The 16814-nt window shown below is 74.2% G+C and carries 15 protein-coding genes and 1 rRNA gene; 4 read left to right on the plus strand and 12 right to left on the minus strand.

The features are described from left to right. The first annotated feature begins 150 nt into the window (after positions 1-150). Both QIS96_RS26440 and QIS96_RS26445 read left to right on the plus strand, forming a co-directional pair. A complete protein-coding gene (locus tag QIS96_RS26440; RefSeq protein ID WP_282545249.1) occupies positions 151-2112 on the plus strand; it encodes a PucR family transcriptional regulator in 1962 nt (653 codons plus the stop codon). Next, entirely contained in the window at positions 2102-2629 is a 528-nt protein-coding gene (locus QIS96_RS26445) for a hypothetical protein (protein WP_282545250.1), read from the plus strand. The genes QIS96_RS26440 and QIS96_RS26445 overlap by 11 nt, the downstream gene beginning before the upstream one ends. Positions 2630-2677: 48 nt before the next feature. Here QIS96_RS26445 and QIS96_RS26450 read toward each other — a convergent pair whose 3' ends face one another. From QIS96_RS26450 to QIS96_RS26470, 5 genes are all read right to left on the minus strand, one after another. Beyond that, complete coding sequence (locus QIS96_RS26450; protein ID WP_282545251.1) at positions 2678-3847, minus strand: glycosyltransferase family 4 protein; 1170 nt, start codon at positions 3845-3847, stop codon at positions 2678-2680. Positions 3848-4337: 490 nt separating this feature from the next. Continuing rightward, positions 4338-6089 (minus strand): DNA repair protein RecN, encoded by a 1752-nt coding sequence (recN, locus tag QIS96_RS26455; protein ID WP_282545252.1) that lies wholly within the window; start codon positions 6087-6089, stop codon positions 4338-4340. A 92-nt stretch (positions 6090-6181) separates the two neighbouring features. Then, entirely contained in the window at positions 6182-7120 is a 939-nt protein-coding gene (locus QIS96_RS26460) for an NAD kinase (RefSeq protein ID WP_282545253.1), read from the minus strand. A 20-nt stretch (positions 7121-7140) separates the two neighbouring features. Continuing rightward, positions 7141-7956: a TlyA family RNA methyltransferase gene (locus QIS96_RS26465; RefSeq protein WP_282545254.1), complete on the minus strand. Its 816-nt coding sequence runs from the start codon at positions 7954-7956 to the stop codon at positions 7141-7143. A 7-nt stretch (positions 7957-7963) separates the two neighbouring features. Next, positions 7964-8245, minus strand: coding sequence for a hypothetical protein (locus QIS96_RS26470; RefSeq protein ID WP_282545255.1), 282 nt, complete (start codon positions 8243-8245; stop codon positions 7964-7966). 43 nt (positions 8246-8288) lie between these two features. Here QIS96_RS26470 and QIS96_RS26475 point away from each other — a divergent pair, with 43 nt between their 5' ends. Continuing rightward, complete coding sequence (locus QIS96_RS26475; RefSeq protein WP_282545256.1) at positions 8289-8636, plus strand: SCP2 sterol-binding domain-containing protein; 348 nt, start codon at positions 8289-8291, stop codon at positions 8634-8636. A 579-nt stretch (positions 8637-9215) separates the two neighbouring features. Here QIS96_RS26475 and QIS96_RS26480 read toward each other — a convergent pair. The 4 genes from QIS96_RS26480 to QIS96_RS26495 all read right to left on the minus strand — a co-directional run bounded on the left by QIS96_RS26480 (position 9216) and on the right by QIS96_RS26495 (position 13283). Further along, entirely contained in the window at positions 9216-10007 is a 792-nt protein-coding gene (locus QIS96_RS26480) for an ABC transporter ATP-binding protein (RefSeq protein ID WP_282545257.1), read from the minus strand. Between the two features lie 98 nt (positions 10008-10105). Beyond that, positions 10106-11143 carry a FecCD family ABC transporter permease gene (locus tag QIS96_RS26485; protein WP_282545258.1) on the minus strand — a complete coding sequence of 346 codons (1038 nt, stop codon included), beginning with the start codon at positions 11141-11143 and terminating at the stop codon, positions 10106-10108. Next, a complete protein-coding gene (locus tag QIS96_RS26490; protein WP_282545259.1) occupies positions 11140-12198 on the minus strand; it encodes a FecCD family ABC transporter permease in 1059 nt (352 codons plus the stop codon). The genes QIS96_RS26485 and QIS96_RS26490 overlap by 4 nt, the downstream gene beginning before the upstream one ends. Before the next feature lie 56 nt (positions 12199-12254). Continuing rightward, on the minus strand, positions 12255-13283 hold the full coding sequence (locus QIS96_RS26495; protein ID WP_282545260.1) for an HAD hydrolase-like protein: 1029 nt from the start codon (positions 13281-13283) through the stop codon (positions 12255-12257). Between the two features lie 71 nt (positions 13284-13354). Between QIS96_RS26495 and QIS96_RS26500 the strand changes: the two genes are divergently transcribed. After that, the gene (locus QIS96_RS26500; RefSeq protein WP_282545261.1) at positions 13355-14629 is read left to right on the plus strand and encodes a DUF1015 domain-containing protein; all 1275 of its coding nucleotides are present in this window, start codon (positions 13355-13357) and stop codon (positions 14627-14629) included. A 63-nt stretch (positions 14630-14692) separates the two neighbouring features. Here QIS96_RS26500 and QIS96_RS26505 read toward each other — a convergent pair whose 3' ends face one another. The 3 genes from QIS96_RS26505 to rrf all read right to left on the minus strand — a co-directional run bounded on the left by QIS96_RS26505 (position 14693) and on the right by rrf (position 16640). Next, positions 14693-15493, minus strand: a complete 801-nt coding sequence (locus tag QIS96_RS26505; RefSeq protein ID WP_282545271.1) for a tetratricopeptide repeat protein — start codon at positions 15491-15493, stop codon at positions 14693-14695. Next, positions 15385-16290: a hypothetical protein gene (locus tag QIS96_RS26510; RefSeq protein ID WP_282545272.1), complete on the minus strand. Its 906-nt coding sequence runs from the start codon at positions 16288-16290 to the stop codon at positions 15385-15387. Before QIS96_RS26510 ends, QIS96_RS26505 begins: the two co-directional genes overlap by 109 nt. A 233-nt stretch (positions 16291-16523) precedes the next feature. Continuing rightward, positions 16524-16640 (minus strand): 5S ribosomal RNA (gene rrf / locus QIS96_RS26515). Positions 16641-16814: the final 174 nt, after the last annotated feature.

Raw genomic sequence — 16814 nt, forward strand, 5'->3', positions numbered from 1 at the left:
CTGACCCCGGAGTGACTTAGGCCACAACCGACAGGAGGTCGTGCAATTCCCTTGTGCGGGCGACGAGTTGTCGTCCCGGAGAGGCCGCGGATCGTGCCTGTGATCGCCCGGAGATGTTCCTGGAACGCCCGCGCGGGTAGCGTCCGAAGGATGGACACGCACACCCCCCAAGCCGGTATCACCGTGCAGCGCGCCCTCGAACTTCCGGGGCTGCGCGGCGGTCTCCCGGAAGTCGTCACGGGCGCCGACCGGCTGCAGCGCACGGTCCGCTGGGTGCACGCGGGCGAGGTGCCCAACATCGCCTCGCTCCTCAAGGGCGGCGAGCTGCTGCTCACCACGGGGCTCGGGCTCGGCACCCGGCCCGCCGACCAGCGGGCCTTCGTCCGCAAGCTGGCCGAGCGACGGATCGCGGCCCTGGTGGTCGAGCTGGGGCCGCGGTTCGCCCGGCTGCCCGCCGCGATCGTGGACACGGCCAGGTCGGCCGGGCTTCCGCTGGTGCAGCTGCATCGCGAGGTGCCGTTCGTGACCGTCACCGAAGAGGTGCACACGGAGATCGTCAACGGCCACTACGCGCTGCTTCAGCAGGCCGAGGAGGTGCACCGGCAGTGCACGGAGGCGCTGCTCGGCGGGGGCGGTGTGCCGCAGGTCCTCGCGGTGCTCGCGGAGTTCAGCGGCAACCCGGTGTTCCTGGAGACGGCGGACGGTCAACTCCTGTACGCAGCCGGGGCGCCGGAGCCGGGAGGCCGGTCCCGGACCGCCCGGGGCGCGGGGGCCGGTGCGGGGCGCGGTCCGGGTTCGGGCACGGGGGTCGACCCGCTGCAGGTCTGGGAGGGGCTGCGGAGCGGCCGCTCGCGCGACGAGGGTCCTTCGGCCGGGGCCGTCCTCGTGGACGTGCCGGGCGGCGGACCCGGGGCGCCGGGTGTGGGCGGGGCTCCGGCGGACTCCGGGGCGGCCGGGGGCGCGGGGCTCGGCGGGGTCGGGCTCGGCGGAGTGGGGGCGGTCGGGTCCGCCGGGGTCGGCGGGCCGGTCGGGGCCGGGTCCGGCGCATCCGGCGCGTCGTCCGATGCGTCGTCCGGGGCCGATGACGGGGCGGCCGGGGGCAGCGGACCCTCCGGAGGGCTCGGTTCCGTCGGGGGACGCGGTTCCTTCGGGGCGTACACGCCCACGTCCGTGCGGGCCCGGATCGTGCTGCTCCCGGTGGCGGGCCCGCTGCAGCCGGTGCACCGGATCGCGGCGGAGCGCGCGGCGGGCAGCCTCGCGGTCGTCCTGATGCAGGCGCGGCAGGAGGAGGAGCTGGCGGCGCGCGGCCGCGGCGACTTCCTGACCGACCTCGCCGAGGGCCTGATCAGCGCGGAGGACGCCCCGGCCCAGGCACGCGTCCTCGGCTTCAAGCCGGGCGACGGCCCGCTGCTCCCGGTGGTGATGCGGCTGCCCGACGGCACCGTGAGCCGCTCACCCAGCGGCGCCCTCGCGGTCCTGGCGCGCGCCGTCGCGGAGGAGCTTGCGGCGGTGGGCGTGCCGACGCTGCTCGGCGTCCGCCCCGTGGAGGGCCGCGTTCCGCTGCTGCTCGGGCTGCGTTCGGAGTCGGAGCGTACGGCCGTCGCGGACCGGGTGGCGGCGGCGCTGCGGACCGGTGTGGAGCGGGCGGGCCTGCACGGCGCCGGGGTGCAGCCGCCGGTCGTGGTGGTGGGCGTCGCGGGCGGCTGGGCGGCGGCCTCGGCGGGGCTGCGGCACGCCGCCGAGACGGCCACGGCGGCGCAGGGCCTCACCGACCGGCCCTGGTACGACGCCCGCCGACTGGACACCGAACTCCTGCTGTGGCGCCTTCGCCACCACGACGACGGCACCGCGCTCGCGGCCTTCGTGGAGCGGGCGATCGGGCCGCTGCGGGAGCACGACCGGAAGTCCAAGTCACCGCTCCTGCCCACCCTGGAGACGTACCTGACGCACGCGGGCCGCAAGGCGGAGACCGCCCGCGAGCTGCACCTGAACCGCCAGACCCTCTACAACCGCCTCGCCCGGATCGCGGAACTCCTCGGCACGGACCTGGACGACCCGCAGACGGTGCTGGCCCTCAGCCTGGCCCTGCGGGCGCGGCGGCATGTGGGCTGAGGACTCCTCGGACGCCTCGGTGGGCGACCGGTGGGGCGCCCTGGACGCCGGGACGCGCGGGGAGGTCGACGCCGACGTGCTGCGCGACCGCCGGTTGTCGGCGCTCAGCTCCGTCCTGCAGGCCCTGCGCCTGGCGAGCCTCGGCGGCCTGCCCGAGGCGGAGCGGCTGGTGCACTGGCGGTACGAGGAGCTCGCCGACCGGGTCCGGACCGCCCCGCCCGACCCGCTGGACGTTCCCTCGCTCGCCGCGCGGGCAGCGGCTCACCCGGGCCGTGTGGCCGCGGTGGCGGCGCTGTGGGACGGGGACACCGTGCACGGGTGGTACGTCCTGCTGCTCGCGTCCCTCCAAGTCCCGGATGGCGAGGGCCACTTGGCGACGATCCGCCGCGCCCCCGACGGCCCTCCCCCCGACGCGGTCGCCGCGGAGGCGGGCCGAGCACTCGCCGAGCACCTGGGCGTACCGTTCCGCTTCGCTTCGCCGGACACCCCTGCCGACGCGGCCCCACCCCGACGGTAAGCCCGTGACCAGCCCCGCCAGGACCGCCCCACACACGCGGAGCGCCCCTCACCGTCGGAACGGCTCCGCCAGCTCGTCGTAGACGCTGAGGATCTGGGCCACCGTGTCGTCCTCCGTGGGCCAACTCGCCGCCTGGGCACGGCCGTCCGTGCGGAGGCGGGCGTGGTGGGTCGGGTCGGAGAGGAGGCGGGTGACGGCGGCGGCGAGAGCGGGGGCGTCGCCGTACGGGACGAGTTCGGCCGCGTCGCCGAGGAGTTCCGGGAGGCCGCCGACGGACGTCGCGACGAGGGGAACGCCCGCGTGCAGCGCCTCGTGGGCCAGGAGCGAGCGGGACTCCCAGCGGCTGGGCAGCAGCGCCACATCGGCCGCGGCGAGCAGGTCCGGGACGTCGCTGCGGCGCCCCACCAGGCGTACCGGCAGGTTCTCCGCCTCGATGCGGCGCTGCAGCGGGCCGCGCTCGGGGCCCTCGCCGGCGATCACCACGAGCGGTACGGGGTCGAGGGCGCGCCAGGCGTGGGCGGCGTCGAGGAGGGTGTCGTAGCCGCGGTACCGGTCGAGGGAGCCGACCGCGAGCAGCAACGGCCGGTCCACCGCGCCCAGTTCGGCCCGCGTCTTGTGGCGCGCCGGGTCCGCCTCGTCCCGCCCGTCCGGCTCCGCCGGGCTCGTGCCGCGCGGCGCCGGGAAGGCGATCGGGGCGAGGCGGGCGTCGCGGGCGCCGCTGCTGCGCGCCCGGTCGACCAGATCGGACGACGTGCCGAGGAGCACCGCGCTGGAGCGCGCGACCCGGCGTTCGAGGAGCCGCTGCACCCGCGCCCGCGCGCCCTCGGCGTGCGCCCGGGTGTGCCAGGTGACGACGAGGGGCGCACGGCCGAGGACGGGCACCGGGCGGCGGCCGCGCAGCGCGAGCGCGGAGCGGAGCGCGGCGTGCAGCCCGTGCGCGTGCACCAGGTCGGCGTCGGCGCAGGCGGCGCGCAGGGCGACCACGGAGACCGGGTCGCTGCGCCGCGGCACGGGCACGAACTCCGCACCGACGGCGGTGAAGTCGTACATCCCGTCGAGCTCGGCGGGGGCGCACACGGTCACGCGTACGCCGCGCGCGACGAGGCCCGCGGCGAGCGAGCGGACGTGCGCGCTGCTGCCCGCGCTGCCGCCGCCGAGCACCTGCACGGTGTGCAGGGGCGGCCGGCCCTGTGGTGGGGGGCTGCTCACGTGGGTCACGTGGCCGGACTCCTGGGTCGGCTTCGTCGGATGGGTCCGCCGCGGTCCCCGGTGCGGACGCCGTGGAGGCGGGCCCTTCGGGACGGCTGGTGCCGGTGGTGTCCGGGACGTGCGCGGGGCGGCTGTGCGGAACGCCTCGCCAAGGATGCCAGCCCGTACGGGAGTTCCGGCACCGCCTCAGGTGGGCAGCCGTGTCGGGCCGGGGCTCGGGCTCGGCGGATCACCCACACGGGTGATCGTTCGCGTCCCCGTCCGCGGGGTGCAGTTCTACTCGCCGTAGGGGTGCCTGTCTCGCTGCCGGGTGCGGGCCGTCCTGGGCTGGTCGCGCAGTTCCCCGCGCCCCTGAAGGCGTGCGGCTGCGCCGCGGCCTTCCCGGGAGAGCGCGGCGAAGCCGCAAGCTCTCAGGGGCGCGGGGCTGTGACATCAGCGGCTCCGCCGCGGGGCGCGAGGACGGACCACCGGGCCCCACCCGGCGACGAGACAGCGACCCCTACGACGAGTGGCGAGCCGCCGCCAACAACTCCTCCGCGTGCGCCCGCGCCGTCTCCGAGTCCTCCTGGCCCGCGAGCATCCGGGAGAGTTCGCGGACCCGGTCCTCGCCCTCCAGGACCTTCACGCCGGACCGGGTCACCGAGCCGTCGTTGGTCTTCTCGACGAGCAGCTGCCGGTCGGCGAACGCCGCCACCTGCGGCAGGTGGGTGACCACGACGACCTGGGCGGAGCGGGCGAGCTTCGCGAGCCTGCGGCCCACCTCGACGGCCGCCTTGCCGCCGACGCCCGCGTCGACCTCGTCGAAGAGGTACGTCGGCACCGGGTCGGAGCCCGCGAACACCACCTCGACGGCCAGCATCACGCGGGACAGCTCACCGCCCGACGCGCCCTTGGCGATGGGCCGCGGCGGGGCGCCCGGGTGCGGGGCGAGCAGCAGCTCCACCTCGTCGACACCGGTCGCGGTGTACGCCACGGGCCGGCCGCCGACCTCGATGCCGCCCGCGTCCTCGGCCACCTCCGTCTGCCGGATGGCGATCGTCACGCGCGCGTGCGGCATGGCGAGGGAGGCCAGCTCGTCGGTGACGGCGGCGGCGAAACGCTCCGCCGCCTCCGTACGCGCATCGGTCAACGCCTGGGCGAGACCGGCGAGTTCGACGCTGAGGGCGTCCCGCTCGGCGGTGAGTTCACCGATCCGGTCGTCGTCCCCGTCGAGTTCGGTGAGGCGGGCGGCGCTCTGCTCGGACCAGGCCAGGACCGCGTCGACGGAGTCCCCGTACTTGCGGGTGAGCTGGGTCAGCGCGGCCCGGCGCTCCTCGACGGCGGCGAGGCGCAGCGGGTCGGCGTCCAGGTCGTCGGCGTACCCGGCGAGCTCGCCCGCCACGTCGGCGAGCAGGATGCCGATCTCGCCGAGGCGTTCGGCGAGGGCGGCGAGGGCCGGGTCGTGCGCGCGGACCGCGTCGAGGGCGCGCTGCGCACCGCCGACGAGGAGCCCGGCGTCGACGCCCTCCGGGTCCTCGGGGTTGCCGGCGAGCGCGGCGTGCGCGGCCGTCGCGGCGGAGGCGAGGGCCTCGGCGTGGCCCAGGCGCTCCGCCTCGGCGGCGAGTTCGACATCCTCGCCCGCGCGAGGTTCGACGGCGGCGATCTCGTCGAGGCCGAAGCGAAGGAGGTCCGCTTCCTGGGCGCGTTCGCGGGCGCGCGTCGTCAGCTCGTCCAGCTCTGCGGCGACGGCGCGGAGCCTGCGGTAGGCGGCCGCGTACTTCTCCAGGGGCACGGCGACCGCGTCCCCGGCGTACCGGTCGAGGGCCTGGCGCTGCCGGGCCGGCTTGAGGAGGCCCTGCTGGTCGGTCTGGCCGTGCACGGCGACCAGGTCGTCGGCGAGCTCGCCGAGCAGCCCGACCGGCACGGACCGACCGCCGAGGTGCGCGCGTGAGCGGCCTTCGGCGGAGATCGTGCGGCTGATGAGCAGCGCCCCGTCGTCCAGTTCGGCGCCCGCCTCCTCGGCGCGCAGCACGGCCGCGGCGTCCGCGGGTACGGCGATCCGCCCCTCCACCACCGCCGACTTCGCGCCGATCCGCACCAGGGCCGGGTCCGCGCGCCCGCCGAGCAGCAGGCCGAGGCTGGTGACGACCATCGTCTTGCCCGCGCCCGTCTCGCCGGTCACGGCGGTGAAGCCTGGTGACAGCTCGACGACCGCGTCGTCGATGACTCCGAGCGACCGTATCCGCATCTCCTCCAACACGGACCTGACCATACGAGGTTTCCCCCGCGCGGCGCGACGTCACCCCGGTTTCGTCACCGAAGCCACAGGTCGGCGGGGTCCCGCCGACCACCCGGAGTCACTCTTTAGTGCGGCGCCCCGCGCCAGCCCGAGACCGGCAGGGCGAACTTGGCGACGAGCCGGTCCGTGAACGAGGCGTGGTGCAGCCGCGCCAGGCGTACGGGCACGGCCCCGCGCCGCACCTCCACGCGCGCGCCCGCGGGCAGCTCCACGGTCCTGCGCCCGTCGCACCACAGCACGCCGTGCGGCGTGTGCGGCTGCACCTCGACGGCGAGCACCGAACTCGGCGACGTCACAAGGGGCTTGGCGAACAGGGCGTGCGCGCTGATCGGCACCATGAGCAGCGCCTCCACCTCCGGCCACACCACCGGCCCGCCCGCCGAGAACGCGTACGCCGTCGAACCGGTGGGGGTGGCGCAGACGATGCCGTCGCAGCCGAAGCCGGAGACCGGCCGGCCGTCGATCTCCAGGACGACCTCCAGCATCCGCTCGGGCGACACCTTCTGCACCGCGGCCTCGTTCAGCGCCCAATCGGCGTGCACGACCGAGCCGTTGTCGCGTACGAGGACGTCGAGGGTCATCCGCTCCTCGACCTCGTACGAGCGCGTCACGACGCGGTGGACGACCTTGTCCAGGTCGTCCCGCTCGGCCTCGGCGAGGAAGCCGACCCGGCCCAGGTTGACCCCGAGCATCGGCACTCCGGAGGCGCGGGCGAACTCGGCGCCGCGCAGCAGCGTGCCGTCCCCGCCGAGGACGACGATCAGCTCGCAGCCGTCGAGTACGTCCGGGCCGGCCTCGTGGACCCGCTCGACGGTCGACGGCAGCGGCAGGTCACGCGCCTCGGCCTCCAGGACGCGCACGCCGAGGCCGTTCTTCAGCAGGCCGAGGACGACGAGTTCGGCGCTGCGCACGGCGGCGGGGCGGCCGGTGTGCGCGAGCAGGAAGACCGTCCGCCCCGCCTCGTCGGCCTCCCCGGTGTCCTCGGCGGACTCGCCTGTCGTCACCGCTCCCCCTCCGCTGGTCGTCAACTCGGTCCCTCCGCCACTGCACGGTCGACATCGGCCGGGTCGAGCTCGGGCTCCCCGGCCCTGAGCCACAGAAAGTACTCGACGTTCCCGGACGGTCCGGGCAGCGGGCTCGCGGTCACTCCGCGCACTCCGTAGCCCAGCTTCCAGGCCTGCGCCGCCACGGTCCGCACGGCCTCCGCGCGCAGCTCGGGGCTGCGCACGACGCCGCCGCTGCCGAGCCGCTCCTTGCCCACCTCGAACTGCGGCTTGACCATCAGGACCAGATCGGCCCCGGGCGCCGCGCAGCCCACGAGGGCGGGCAGGACCAGGCCGAGCGGGATGAACGACAGGTCGCCGACGACCAGGTCGACCGGCTCGCCGTCGATCGCTTCGAGCGTCAACTCCCGTACGTTCGTACGGTCCTTGACGGTGACCCGCTCGTCGCTCTGCAGGGACCAGGCGAGCTGCCCGTACCCGACGTCCACGGCGACGACATGGGCGGCGCCGGCGCGCAGCAGCACATCGGTGAAGCCGCCGGTGGAGGCGCCCGCGTCGAGCGCGCGCCGACCCTCCACCTGGAGGCCCTGCGGGACGAAGGCCGCGAAGGCGCCCGCGAGTTTGTGCCCGCCGCGCGAGACGTAGTCGGGGTCGTCCTCGTCGACGGCCACCACGATCGCGGCGGCCGTCGCGACCTGCGTCGCGGGCTTGGTCGCGGTGTTGCGGTCGACGGTGACGCGTCCTGCGGCGATCAGCTGGCTCGCGTGCTCGCGTGAGCGCGCGAGTTTGCGGCGCACCAGCTCGGCGTCGAGGCGGCGGCGTGCCACTCCTGCCACGTTCGGTTCAGCTCCTGTGGTCGTACGGCCTTGGCGGGGCGGGGGCCGGTGGGCCCTGGCGTGCGTCGAGCGCGGTCAGCGCGGAGCGCAGCCCCTGGTGTACATCCTCGTACACCTCGATGTGTCCGTCCGTGGCGAGGTGGTCGACATCGGCCAGGCGCTCCAGCTGCGCGTCCACGTCGGCGTCGCCGGTCGCGGTGCGCGGGACGTCGAGCGGGCGGGGCTCGGCGGGCTGCGGCGCGGGGTCGTGGGCCTGCTGCGGCTCGGCCTCCGGCATGGTGTCGCTCATGGCCCCGACGCTACCGCGAAGGGCTGGGGTACGGTCGGTCGCGATGGCGACGATCGCGGAGTGCAGCAGCGCACTGAGCAGGCTTTCGGACAATCTCGCGCAGGCCGACGGGGAGGTCCGTGGCGCCGCCGCGCTCGACCGCTCGTTGAGCTGCCGCATCACGGACCTCGACGTCACGTTCACGGGACGCCTGGAGGACGGCCGCATCCGCGTCGCCGACGTGCACGAGGGCCCGCCCCGCGAGAAGGCCCAGATCCGCCTGGCGATGACGGGCGACGACCTGGTGGCGATGGTCGACGGCGAACTGAACTTCGCCAAGGCCTGGGGCACGGGCAGGGTCCGCCTGGAGGCGGGCTTCCGGGACTTGCTGCGACTCAGGGCCCTGCTGTAGCCACACCCGGGGGCCGCCGCCCCCTCCGCCCCCGGCTGTCTCGGGGCTGCCGCCCGGCTGGTGCCTGACCACGCGATATCAGCCCCTCCCCGCCCCTTCCCAAAAGCCTGCGGCGCCGCGCTTTCGACTGCCGCACCGTCGTGGTCGCTCGCGCAGTTCCCCGCGCCCCTGAGGGCCAGCCCTCCCCGTCCCTTCCCAAAAGCCTGCGGCGCCGCGCTTTCGACTGCCGCACCGCCGTGGCCCCTCGCGCAGTTCCCCGCGCCCCTGACCGGGCCCCCATCGCCTTCAACCGACCCACCATCGTGGCCGCTCGCGCAGTTCCCCGCGCCCCTGACCGGGCCCCATCGCCGTCCGAATTCAGCCCCTCCGGCGTTTGAGGAGCGGGGGTTCCGGGGGCTGGTCCCCGAAGCGGGGTCCGGGGCGGAGCCCCGTGGTGGGGTCCAGGGGCGGCAGCCCCGGGCAGGGGGCCGGGGGCGCAGCCCCCGATGCCGTCCGCCAGGACTTTCGGGAAGGGGCGGGGAGGGGATCAAACCGACGGCGCCCGAGTCGACGGCGCGAAACCCACCCCCCGAGGCACCCCTACGTACGCCCCCTCCGCGCCGCCGGCACCACCAACGGAGTCCCCGTCTCCGGATCCTCGATCACCTGGCACGGCAACCCGAACACCGCCTCCACCAACTCCGCAGTGACGATCTCGGACGGCGCCCCCTCCGCGATCACCTCCCCACCCCGCAACGCGATCAGATGCGTCGCATAACGGGCGGCATGGTTCAGGTCGTGCAGCACGGCCACCAACGTCCGCCCCTGCTCCTCGTGCAACTCCGCGCACAGATCAAGCACATCGATCTGATGCTGAATGTCGAGATACGTCGTCGGCTCGTCAAGCAGCAGCAGCGGCGTCTCCTGCGCCAGGGCCATGGCGATCCACACCCGCTGCCGCTGCCCGCCGGAGAGTTCGTCGACATAGCGATCGGCGAGCTCGCCGACCCCCGTCGCCGCCATCGACTCCCGTACGACCCGCTCGTCCTGCGCCGACCACTGCCGCAGCAGCCCCTGGTGCGGGTAGCGGCCGCGGGCCACGAGGTCGCCGACCGTGATCCCGTCGGGCGCGATCGACGACTGCGGCAGGAGGCCGAGCGTCCGGGCGACCTTCTTCGCGGGCATCGAGTGGATGGTCTGCCCGTCCAGCAGCACCCGCCCGTGCGAGGGCTTCAGCATCCGCGAAAGGGCCCGCAGCAGCGTCGACTTGCCGCAGGCGTTCGGCCCGACGATCACCGTGAACGAGTTGTCCGGGATCTCGACCGAAAGCCGCTCCGCGATCACGCGCTGGTCGTAGCCGAGGGTCACGTCGTCGGCGATGAGGCGAGGCACTGCGGTACTCCCTGAGGACGAGGACGAGGACGAGGACGGGACCGGGGACGGGACCAGGGACGGGACCGGGCACACGGGGGCGAGGCCGCGCGGGTCGCTCATATCCGCCCCGCCCTGCGCTCGGCGACGAGCAGCCACAGCAGGTACACCCCGCCGAGCACCCCCGTCAGCACGCCCACGGGCAGCGCGTCCGCGCCGAACGCCCGCTGCGCGGCCAGGTCGGCGGCGATCAGCAGCAGGGCGCCCATCAGCAGCGACGCCACCAGGTTCGGCCCCGGCGAGCGCGTGAGCCGGCGCGCCAGCTGCGGCGCGGTGAGCGCCACGAACGAGACGGGCCCGGCCGCGGCGGTCGCGGAAGCGGTGAGCAGCACGGCCGACAGCATCAGCACGATCCGCGTCCGCTCCGGCCGCACCCCCAGCGCGTACGCCGCGTCGTCGCCCATCTCCAGCATCCGCAGCGGCCGCCCGTACGCGAGGATCAGCGGTACGAGGACGGCGCAGAGCCAGAGCAGCGGCCAGACCTGCTCCCAGTCCCGGCCGTTGAGCGAGCCCGCCATCCACACATAGGCGCGGGCCGCGTCGACCAGGTCGGCCTTGGTCAGCAGGTAGCCGTTGAGCGCGGTGAGCACGGCGGCGGCGCCGATGCCGACGAGCACGAGCCGGTAGCCGTGCACCCCGCGCTTCCAGGCGAGCAGGTAGATCAGCACGCCGGTGAGGAGCCCGCCCACGAGCGAGCCCGCGGCGACCTCGACCGCGCTGCCGTGGAACAGCACGATGACCGTGAGCGCCCCCACCGTCGAGCCCTGCCCGAAGCCGATGACGTCCGGACTGCCCAGCGGATTGCGGGAGATGGACTGGAAGATCGCCCCGGAGAGGCCGAGCGCGGCCCCGACGAGCAGCCCGACCAGGACCCGCGGCAGGCGCAGGTCGTTCACGATGAACGTGTGCGCGGTCGTGCCCTCGCCGAGCAGCGTCCTGACGACGTCGGCGGCCGGGATCGCGAAGTCGCCGGTGCCGATGAGCACCACGGCGACGGCGACCGTGACCAGGCAGAGCAGCACGCCTACGACGAGGGCGCGCGGCTCGATCCGTACGGAGAGACCGCCCTCGGTACGGATCGCCTTCAGGGCTTTCACAGCTGGGCCATCCTCCGGCGTCGTACGAGGTAGATGAAGAGCGGGCCGCCGATGAGCGCGGTGACGATGCCGACCTGCAACTCGGCGGGGCGGGCCACGACCCGGCCCAGCACGTCCGCGCCGAGCAGCAGCACCGGCGACAGGACGGTCGCGTACGGCAGGATCCAGCGCTGGTCGGGCCCGGTGAAGGCGCGGACCATGTGCGGCACCATCAGGCCGACGAAGGCGATCGGCCCGCAGGCGGCGGTGGCCGCACCGCAGAGCAGCGTCGCGGCGGCCATGGCGAGGACGCGGGTGCGGTTCACACGGGCGCCGAGCGCGACGGCGGTGTCGTCGCCGAGGGCCATCGCGTTGAGCGGCCGCGCGATCCCGAGCGCGAGCAGCAGCCCGACGGCGAGGAACGGGGCGACCTGGCCGATGGTCGCCATCGAGGCCGAGGCCAGCGAACCGACCGTCCAGAACCGCATCTTGTCGAGGGCCGAGTTGTCGAGCAGCATCACGGCGTTGATGTAGCCGATCAGCGCCGCGGTGACCGCCGTGCCCGCGAGCGCGAGCCGTACCGGAGTGGCGCTGCGGACCCCGCCGAGCGCGTACACGAGCACGGAGACGACGGCGGCCCCGGCGAACGCGAACCACACATAGCCGGTGAGCGAGGTGACGCCGAGAAAGCTGATCGCGCTGACCACGGCGGCCGAAGCGCCCGCGTTGATGCCGAGCAGCCCGGGGTCGGCGAGCGGGTTGCGGGTCAGCGCCTGCAGCACGGCCCCGGCGAGGCCGAGCGCGGCCCCGACGAGCAGGCCGAGGAGGGTGCGGGGCAGCCGCAGGTCCCGGACGACGACGTCGTTGTCCGTGCCGGTGGCGGAGAACAGCCCGTGCCACACCTCGGCCACGGGTATCTGCTTCGCACCGACGGCGATGCTCGCGACGACTACCAGGGCGAGCACGCCCACGGCGAGCAGCAGCCCGGCGGCACGCATCGCCTGCCGCCCACGGGCCGGAGCGGGCTCGGGCGGGGGCGTCTCGCTGCGCGCGGGAGAGGGACTGTCGACCAACACCCGGTTAGGTTAGCCTACCCTGCCAAGGAGTTGACGTCCCCGTACCTGCTCCCCGCTCACCACCCAAGGCGTGCCAACGCCTTCCCCGCGTCCAGGCCGCACTCCCCCGCACCGGCCGCCGTCCACGCCGCCGCGCACAGCGCCCGCAGCCCGTCCACCGGCTCGCCGTCCCCGTCGAGTTCGAGCAGCTCGCCGGCGGCCCGCGCCACGAAGGAACCGCAGCGGAACCCGTCCCCGTCCGCGCGGACCTCGGGCTGCCCGGTCAGCATGCCGCGCAGATCCGTGTCCACGTACGTCGGCCGGTGCTCGGGCGGGGCCGCGAGCAGCTGGGCCGCGTCGGTCACCCCGGTCAGCACGAGCAGCGAGTCCACCTCGCCGTTGAACGCGCCCTCGATATCGGTGTCCAGACGGTCGCCGACGACCAGCGGCCGCTCGGCCCCGGTCCGCAGGATCGTCTCCCGGTGCATCGGCGGCAGCGGCTTCCCCGCCACCTGCGGCTCTGCGCCCGTCGCGATCCGTACGACCTCGACCGCCGCACCGTTGCCGGGCGCGATGCCCCGCGCGCTCGGAATCGTCAGGTCCGTGTTGGACGCGAACCACGGCACGCCCCGCGCGATCGCATAGCAGGCCTCCGCGAACCGCCCCCATGCCAACTCCGGCCCGCCGTAGCCCTGCACGACCGCCGCAGGCCCGTCCTCCGCCGACTCCACCGGCACGAGCCCCCGCTCCCGCAGCGCGACCCGCAGCCCCTCGCCGCCGATCACCAGGACCTTCGAGCCCGCCGGCACCTGCTCGGCGATCAACCGGGCCACCGCCTGCGCGGAGTTGATCACGTCCGCGGCCTCGGTGGGCACCCCGAGCTCGGTGATGTGCTCGGCCACCACTTGCGGCGGCCGCAGCGCGTTGTTCGTCACGTACGCGAGGTGCATCCCCCCGGCCCGCGCCGCGAGCAGCGACTCCACGGCATGCTCGATCGCCTCGCCGCCCGCGTACACCACCCCGTCCAGGTCGAGCAGCGCCGTGTCGTACGCCTCGCTCAACGCCCGCTCACTGCCGGCCGGGCTCGTCCTGACGGTGTGGCTCATTGCGTACGACTCCTCGCTAGACGACTCTCCCCCGATCATCCCGCACACCCCGTCCCACATACGATGCAGCCATGAACACCACAGGTCCGGACGGCAAGGGGCTGCGCCTCACCCCCATCCGGGGGCTGCGCTACGTCCCCGACCGCGTCGGCTCACTCGCCGCAGTGACGTCCCCGCCGTACGACGTGGTGGTACGCCCCGACGGGCTGCACTATCTGGAGTCCCTCGACCCGCACAACATCGTGCGCCTCATCCTGCCGCAGGCCGACACCTCTCAGGCCCGGCACCAGCAGGCCGCCGACACCCTCCGAGAGTGGCTCGCCGACGGCATACTCGCCCCCGAGTCGGAGCCCGCCCTCTACGTCTACGAGCAGCGCAACGGCGACCTCCTGCAGCGCGGCCTGATCGGAGCCCTGGAGCTGTCCGAGGCCCACGAGGGCGTCGTCCTGCCGCACGAGGACGTCATGCCGCACATCGTCGAGGACCGCGCGGACCTGATGCGCGCCACCGCCGCCAACCTCGAACCGCTGCTCCTCACCTACCGCGGCGAGGGCACCAGGACCGGCGCGACGGCCGTCATCGAACGCGCCGTGGACCGCCCGCCGCTGCTCTCCACAACCACCGAGGACGGCTTCAGCCACCGCCTGTGGTCGGTCACCGACCCGGCCGAACTCGCCGAGATCCAGGCGGACTTCGCGCACCGCCAGGCCCTGATCGCCGACGGCCACCACCGCTGGGCGACCTATCTGCGGCTGCGCGGCCGCCACCCCTCCCCGTCCCCGTGGGACCACGGCCTGGTCCTGCTCGTCGACACGACCCGCTATCCGCTGCAGGTCCGCGCCATCCACCGCGTCCTGCACCGCCTCCCGGTCGCCGAGGCCCTGGCCGCCGTCGTCGGCTCCTTCCGCGTACGCCGGATCGACGCGCCGCTGCCCCGCGCCCTGGACGCCCTCGCGGAGGCGGCCGCCGAGTCCAACGCGTTCCTGCTGGCCGGCGACGGCACGTTCCACCTGGTCGACCGCCCGGACCCCGAGCTCCTGGCGAGCACCGTCCGCCACGACCGCCCGGAGGCCTGGCGCACCCTGGACGCCACGGTCCTGCACTCCACGCTCCTGGACCACGTCTGGGGCATCCCGGACGCCCCGGAGCACATCGCGTACATCCACGGCACCCGCGCCGCCGTCGAGAAGGCCGAACGCGACGGCGGTACGGCGGTCCTGATGCACCCGGTCCGCGAGGAGGTCGTCCGCGAACTGGCCCGCCAGGGCGTCACGATGCCCCGCAAGTCCACGTCCTTCGGCCCGAAGCCGGCGACGGGCCTGGTCCTGCGCAGCCTGGAGCACTGAGCGCCGAGAACGCGAAAGAGGGGCGGGACCGCATCACGGTCCCGCCCCTCTTCGTTGTCCCTGCTACTTGTCGCTGCCCTCGGCGTCGTCGTCGGCGTCGTCGTCGGCGTCGTCGTCGGCGTCGGCTTCCTTCGCCTGGTCCGCCGCAGGCGTCACGTCCGCGCCCGCGCCTTCGTCCTCCTCCTCGTCGAAGGCGTCGACGAACGCGACCCCGTCGAGCTCGGCGAGCCGGTCGGAGGCGTCGGTGCTGCCGTCCCGGTCGGCTTCGACGACCTTGGCGAACCACTCGCGCGCCTCGTCCTCACGCCCGGCGGCGAGCAGCGCGTCGGCGTACGCGTACCGCAGTCGCGCGGTCCAGGGCTGCACGGAGTTCGACGCCAGCTCGGGGCTCTGCAGCGTCACGATGGCCGCGTCGAGCTGCCCCATGTCGCGGCGCGCACCGGCGGCGACGAGACGCATCTCGACCTGCCCGGCCTTGTCGAGCTTCTGCACCTCGGGCTCACCGGCCATGTCGAGCGCCTTCTCGGGCCGCCCCATGCCGCGCTCGCAGTCCGCCATGACGGGCCACAGCTCCGCCGACCCGGTCATCCGCCGCGCGGCCCGGAACTCGGCGAGCGCCTCGGAGTACTTCTGGTTCGCGTACGCGGCGAAGCCGGCCGCTTCCCGCACGGCCGCCACACGCGAGGCGAGCCGCAGGGCCACCTTGGAGTAGCCGTAGGCCTGCTCGGGGTCCTCGTCGATGAGCTTGGCGACCATCACCAGGTTCCTGGCGACGTCCTCCGCAAGCCCCTTCGGCAGGCTCTGCAGCTCCTGGCGTACGTCGGCGTCGATCTCCTCGCCGGTGACGTCGTCCGGGATCGGCAGCCGCTTGATCGGCTCGCGGTCGCCACGGTCGTCCCTGCGGGGGCCACGGTCGTCCCGGCCGTCGCGGCCACGGAAGCCGCCGCCACCGCGCCGGTCGTCCCGGCGGTCGTCGCGGCGGTCGTCGCGGCGGTCGTCGCGCCCACGGAACCCACCGGGACGTCCGCCCCGGTCGTCACGCCGGGGCCCACGGCCACCGCGGTCGTCACGCCGGTCATCGCGCCGATCGTCGCGGCCACGGAAGCCACCGCCACCACGCCGGTCGTCGTCCCGCCGGAATCCACCACGGTCATCACGCCGGTCGTCACGCCGGTCGTCGCGCCGGTCGTCGCGCCGGAAGCCACCACGGTCACCGTCACGACGGTCATCGCGCCGATCGTCCCGACGGAACCCACCGGGCCGGTCATCCCGACGGTCATCACGACGGAACCCACGGTCCCGATCGTCACGACGGTCATCACGGCGATCGTCACGCCGGTCATCCCGACGGAACGCGGGCCGCCCACCACGGTCATCACGCCGGTCGTCCCGCCGGAATCCACCGCGGTCATCATCGCGACGGAACCCACCGCGGTCACCGTCACGGCGGTCGTCCCTACGGAACCCACCGGGCCGGTCATCCCGACGATCATCACGACGGAACCCACGGTCCCGATCATCACGACGGTCATCACGGCGATCGTCACGGCGGAAGCCGGGGCGGTCGTTATCGCGGCGGTCGTCCCGCCGGAATCCGCCGCGGTCCCGGTCGCGGTCACGGTCCCTGCCGCGGTCGCGGTCATCGCGCCGGCCGAAGCCACCGCGGTCACCGTCGCGGCGCGGTCCGCCGCGGTAGCCCCCTCGGTCCCCGTCGTCCCGCCGACGCTGCTCGTGTTCGGGACGATCGTCGGGAGAGTTGGTCGACATCGGTGACTCCTGTCTTCGGTACCGCAGTCATTCTTGCGCACCCGGCTTCGGGCCGCGCTGCGAGAGAAATAAAAAAGGACCCTTGGTCCCAGCGTGAACGCTGGGACCAAGGATCCTCCTAAGAATTGTTCGGCGGCGTCCTACTCTCCCACAGGGTCCCCCCTGCAGTACCATCGGCGCTGTGAGGCTTAGCTTCCGGGTTCGAAATGTAACCGGGCGTTTCCCTCACGCTATGACCACCGAAACCCTATGAAGTATCCCGTTGGAAACGGGACGCTGAACAGGGCAGCGAACAAGCACACTCTTCAATTGAGTAATTGTTCAGCCGACACTAGCTGTTCGTTACTTCAGAACCAACACAGTGGACGCGAGCAACTGAGGACAAGCCCTCGGCCTATTAGTACCGGTCAGCTCCACA

The sequence above is a fragment of the Streptomyces cavernicola genome (genome assembly GCF_029968035.1).
Taxonomy (GTDB): domain Bacteria; phylum Actinomycetota; class Actinomycetes; order Streptomycetales; family Streptomycetaceae; genus Streptomyces; species Streptomyces cavernicola.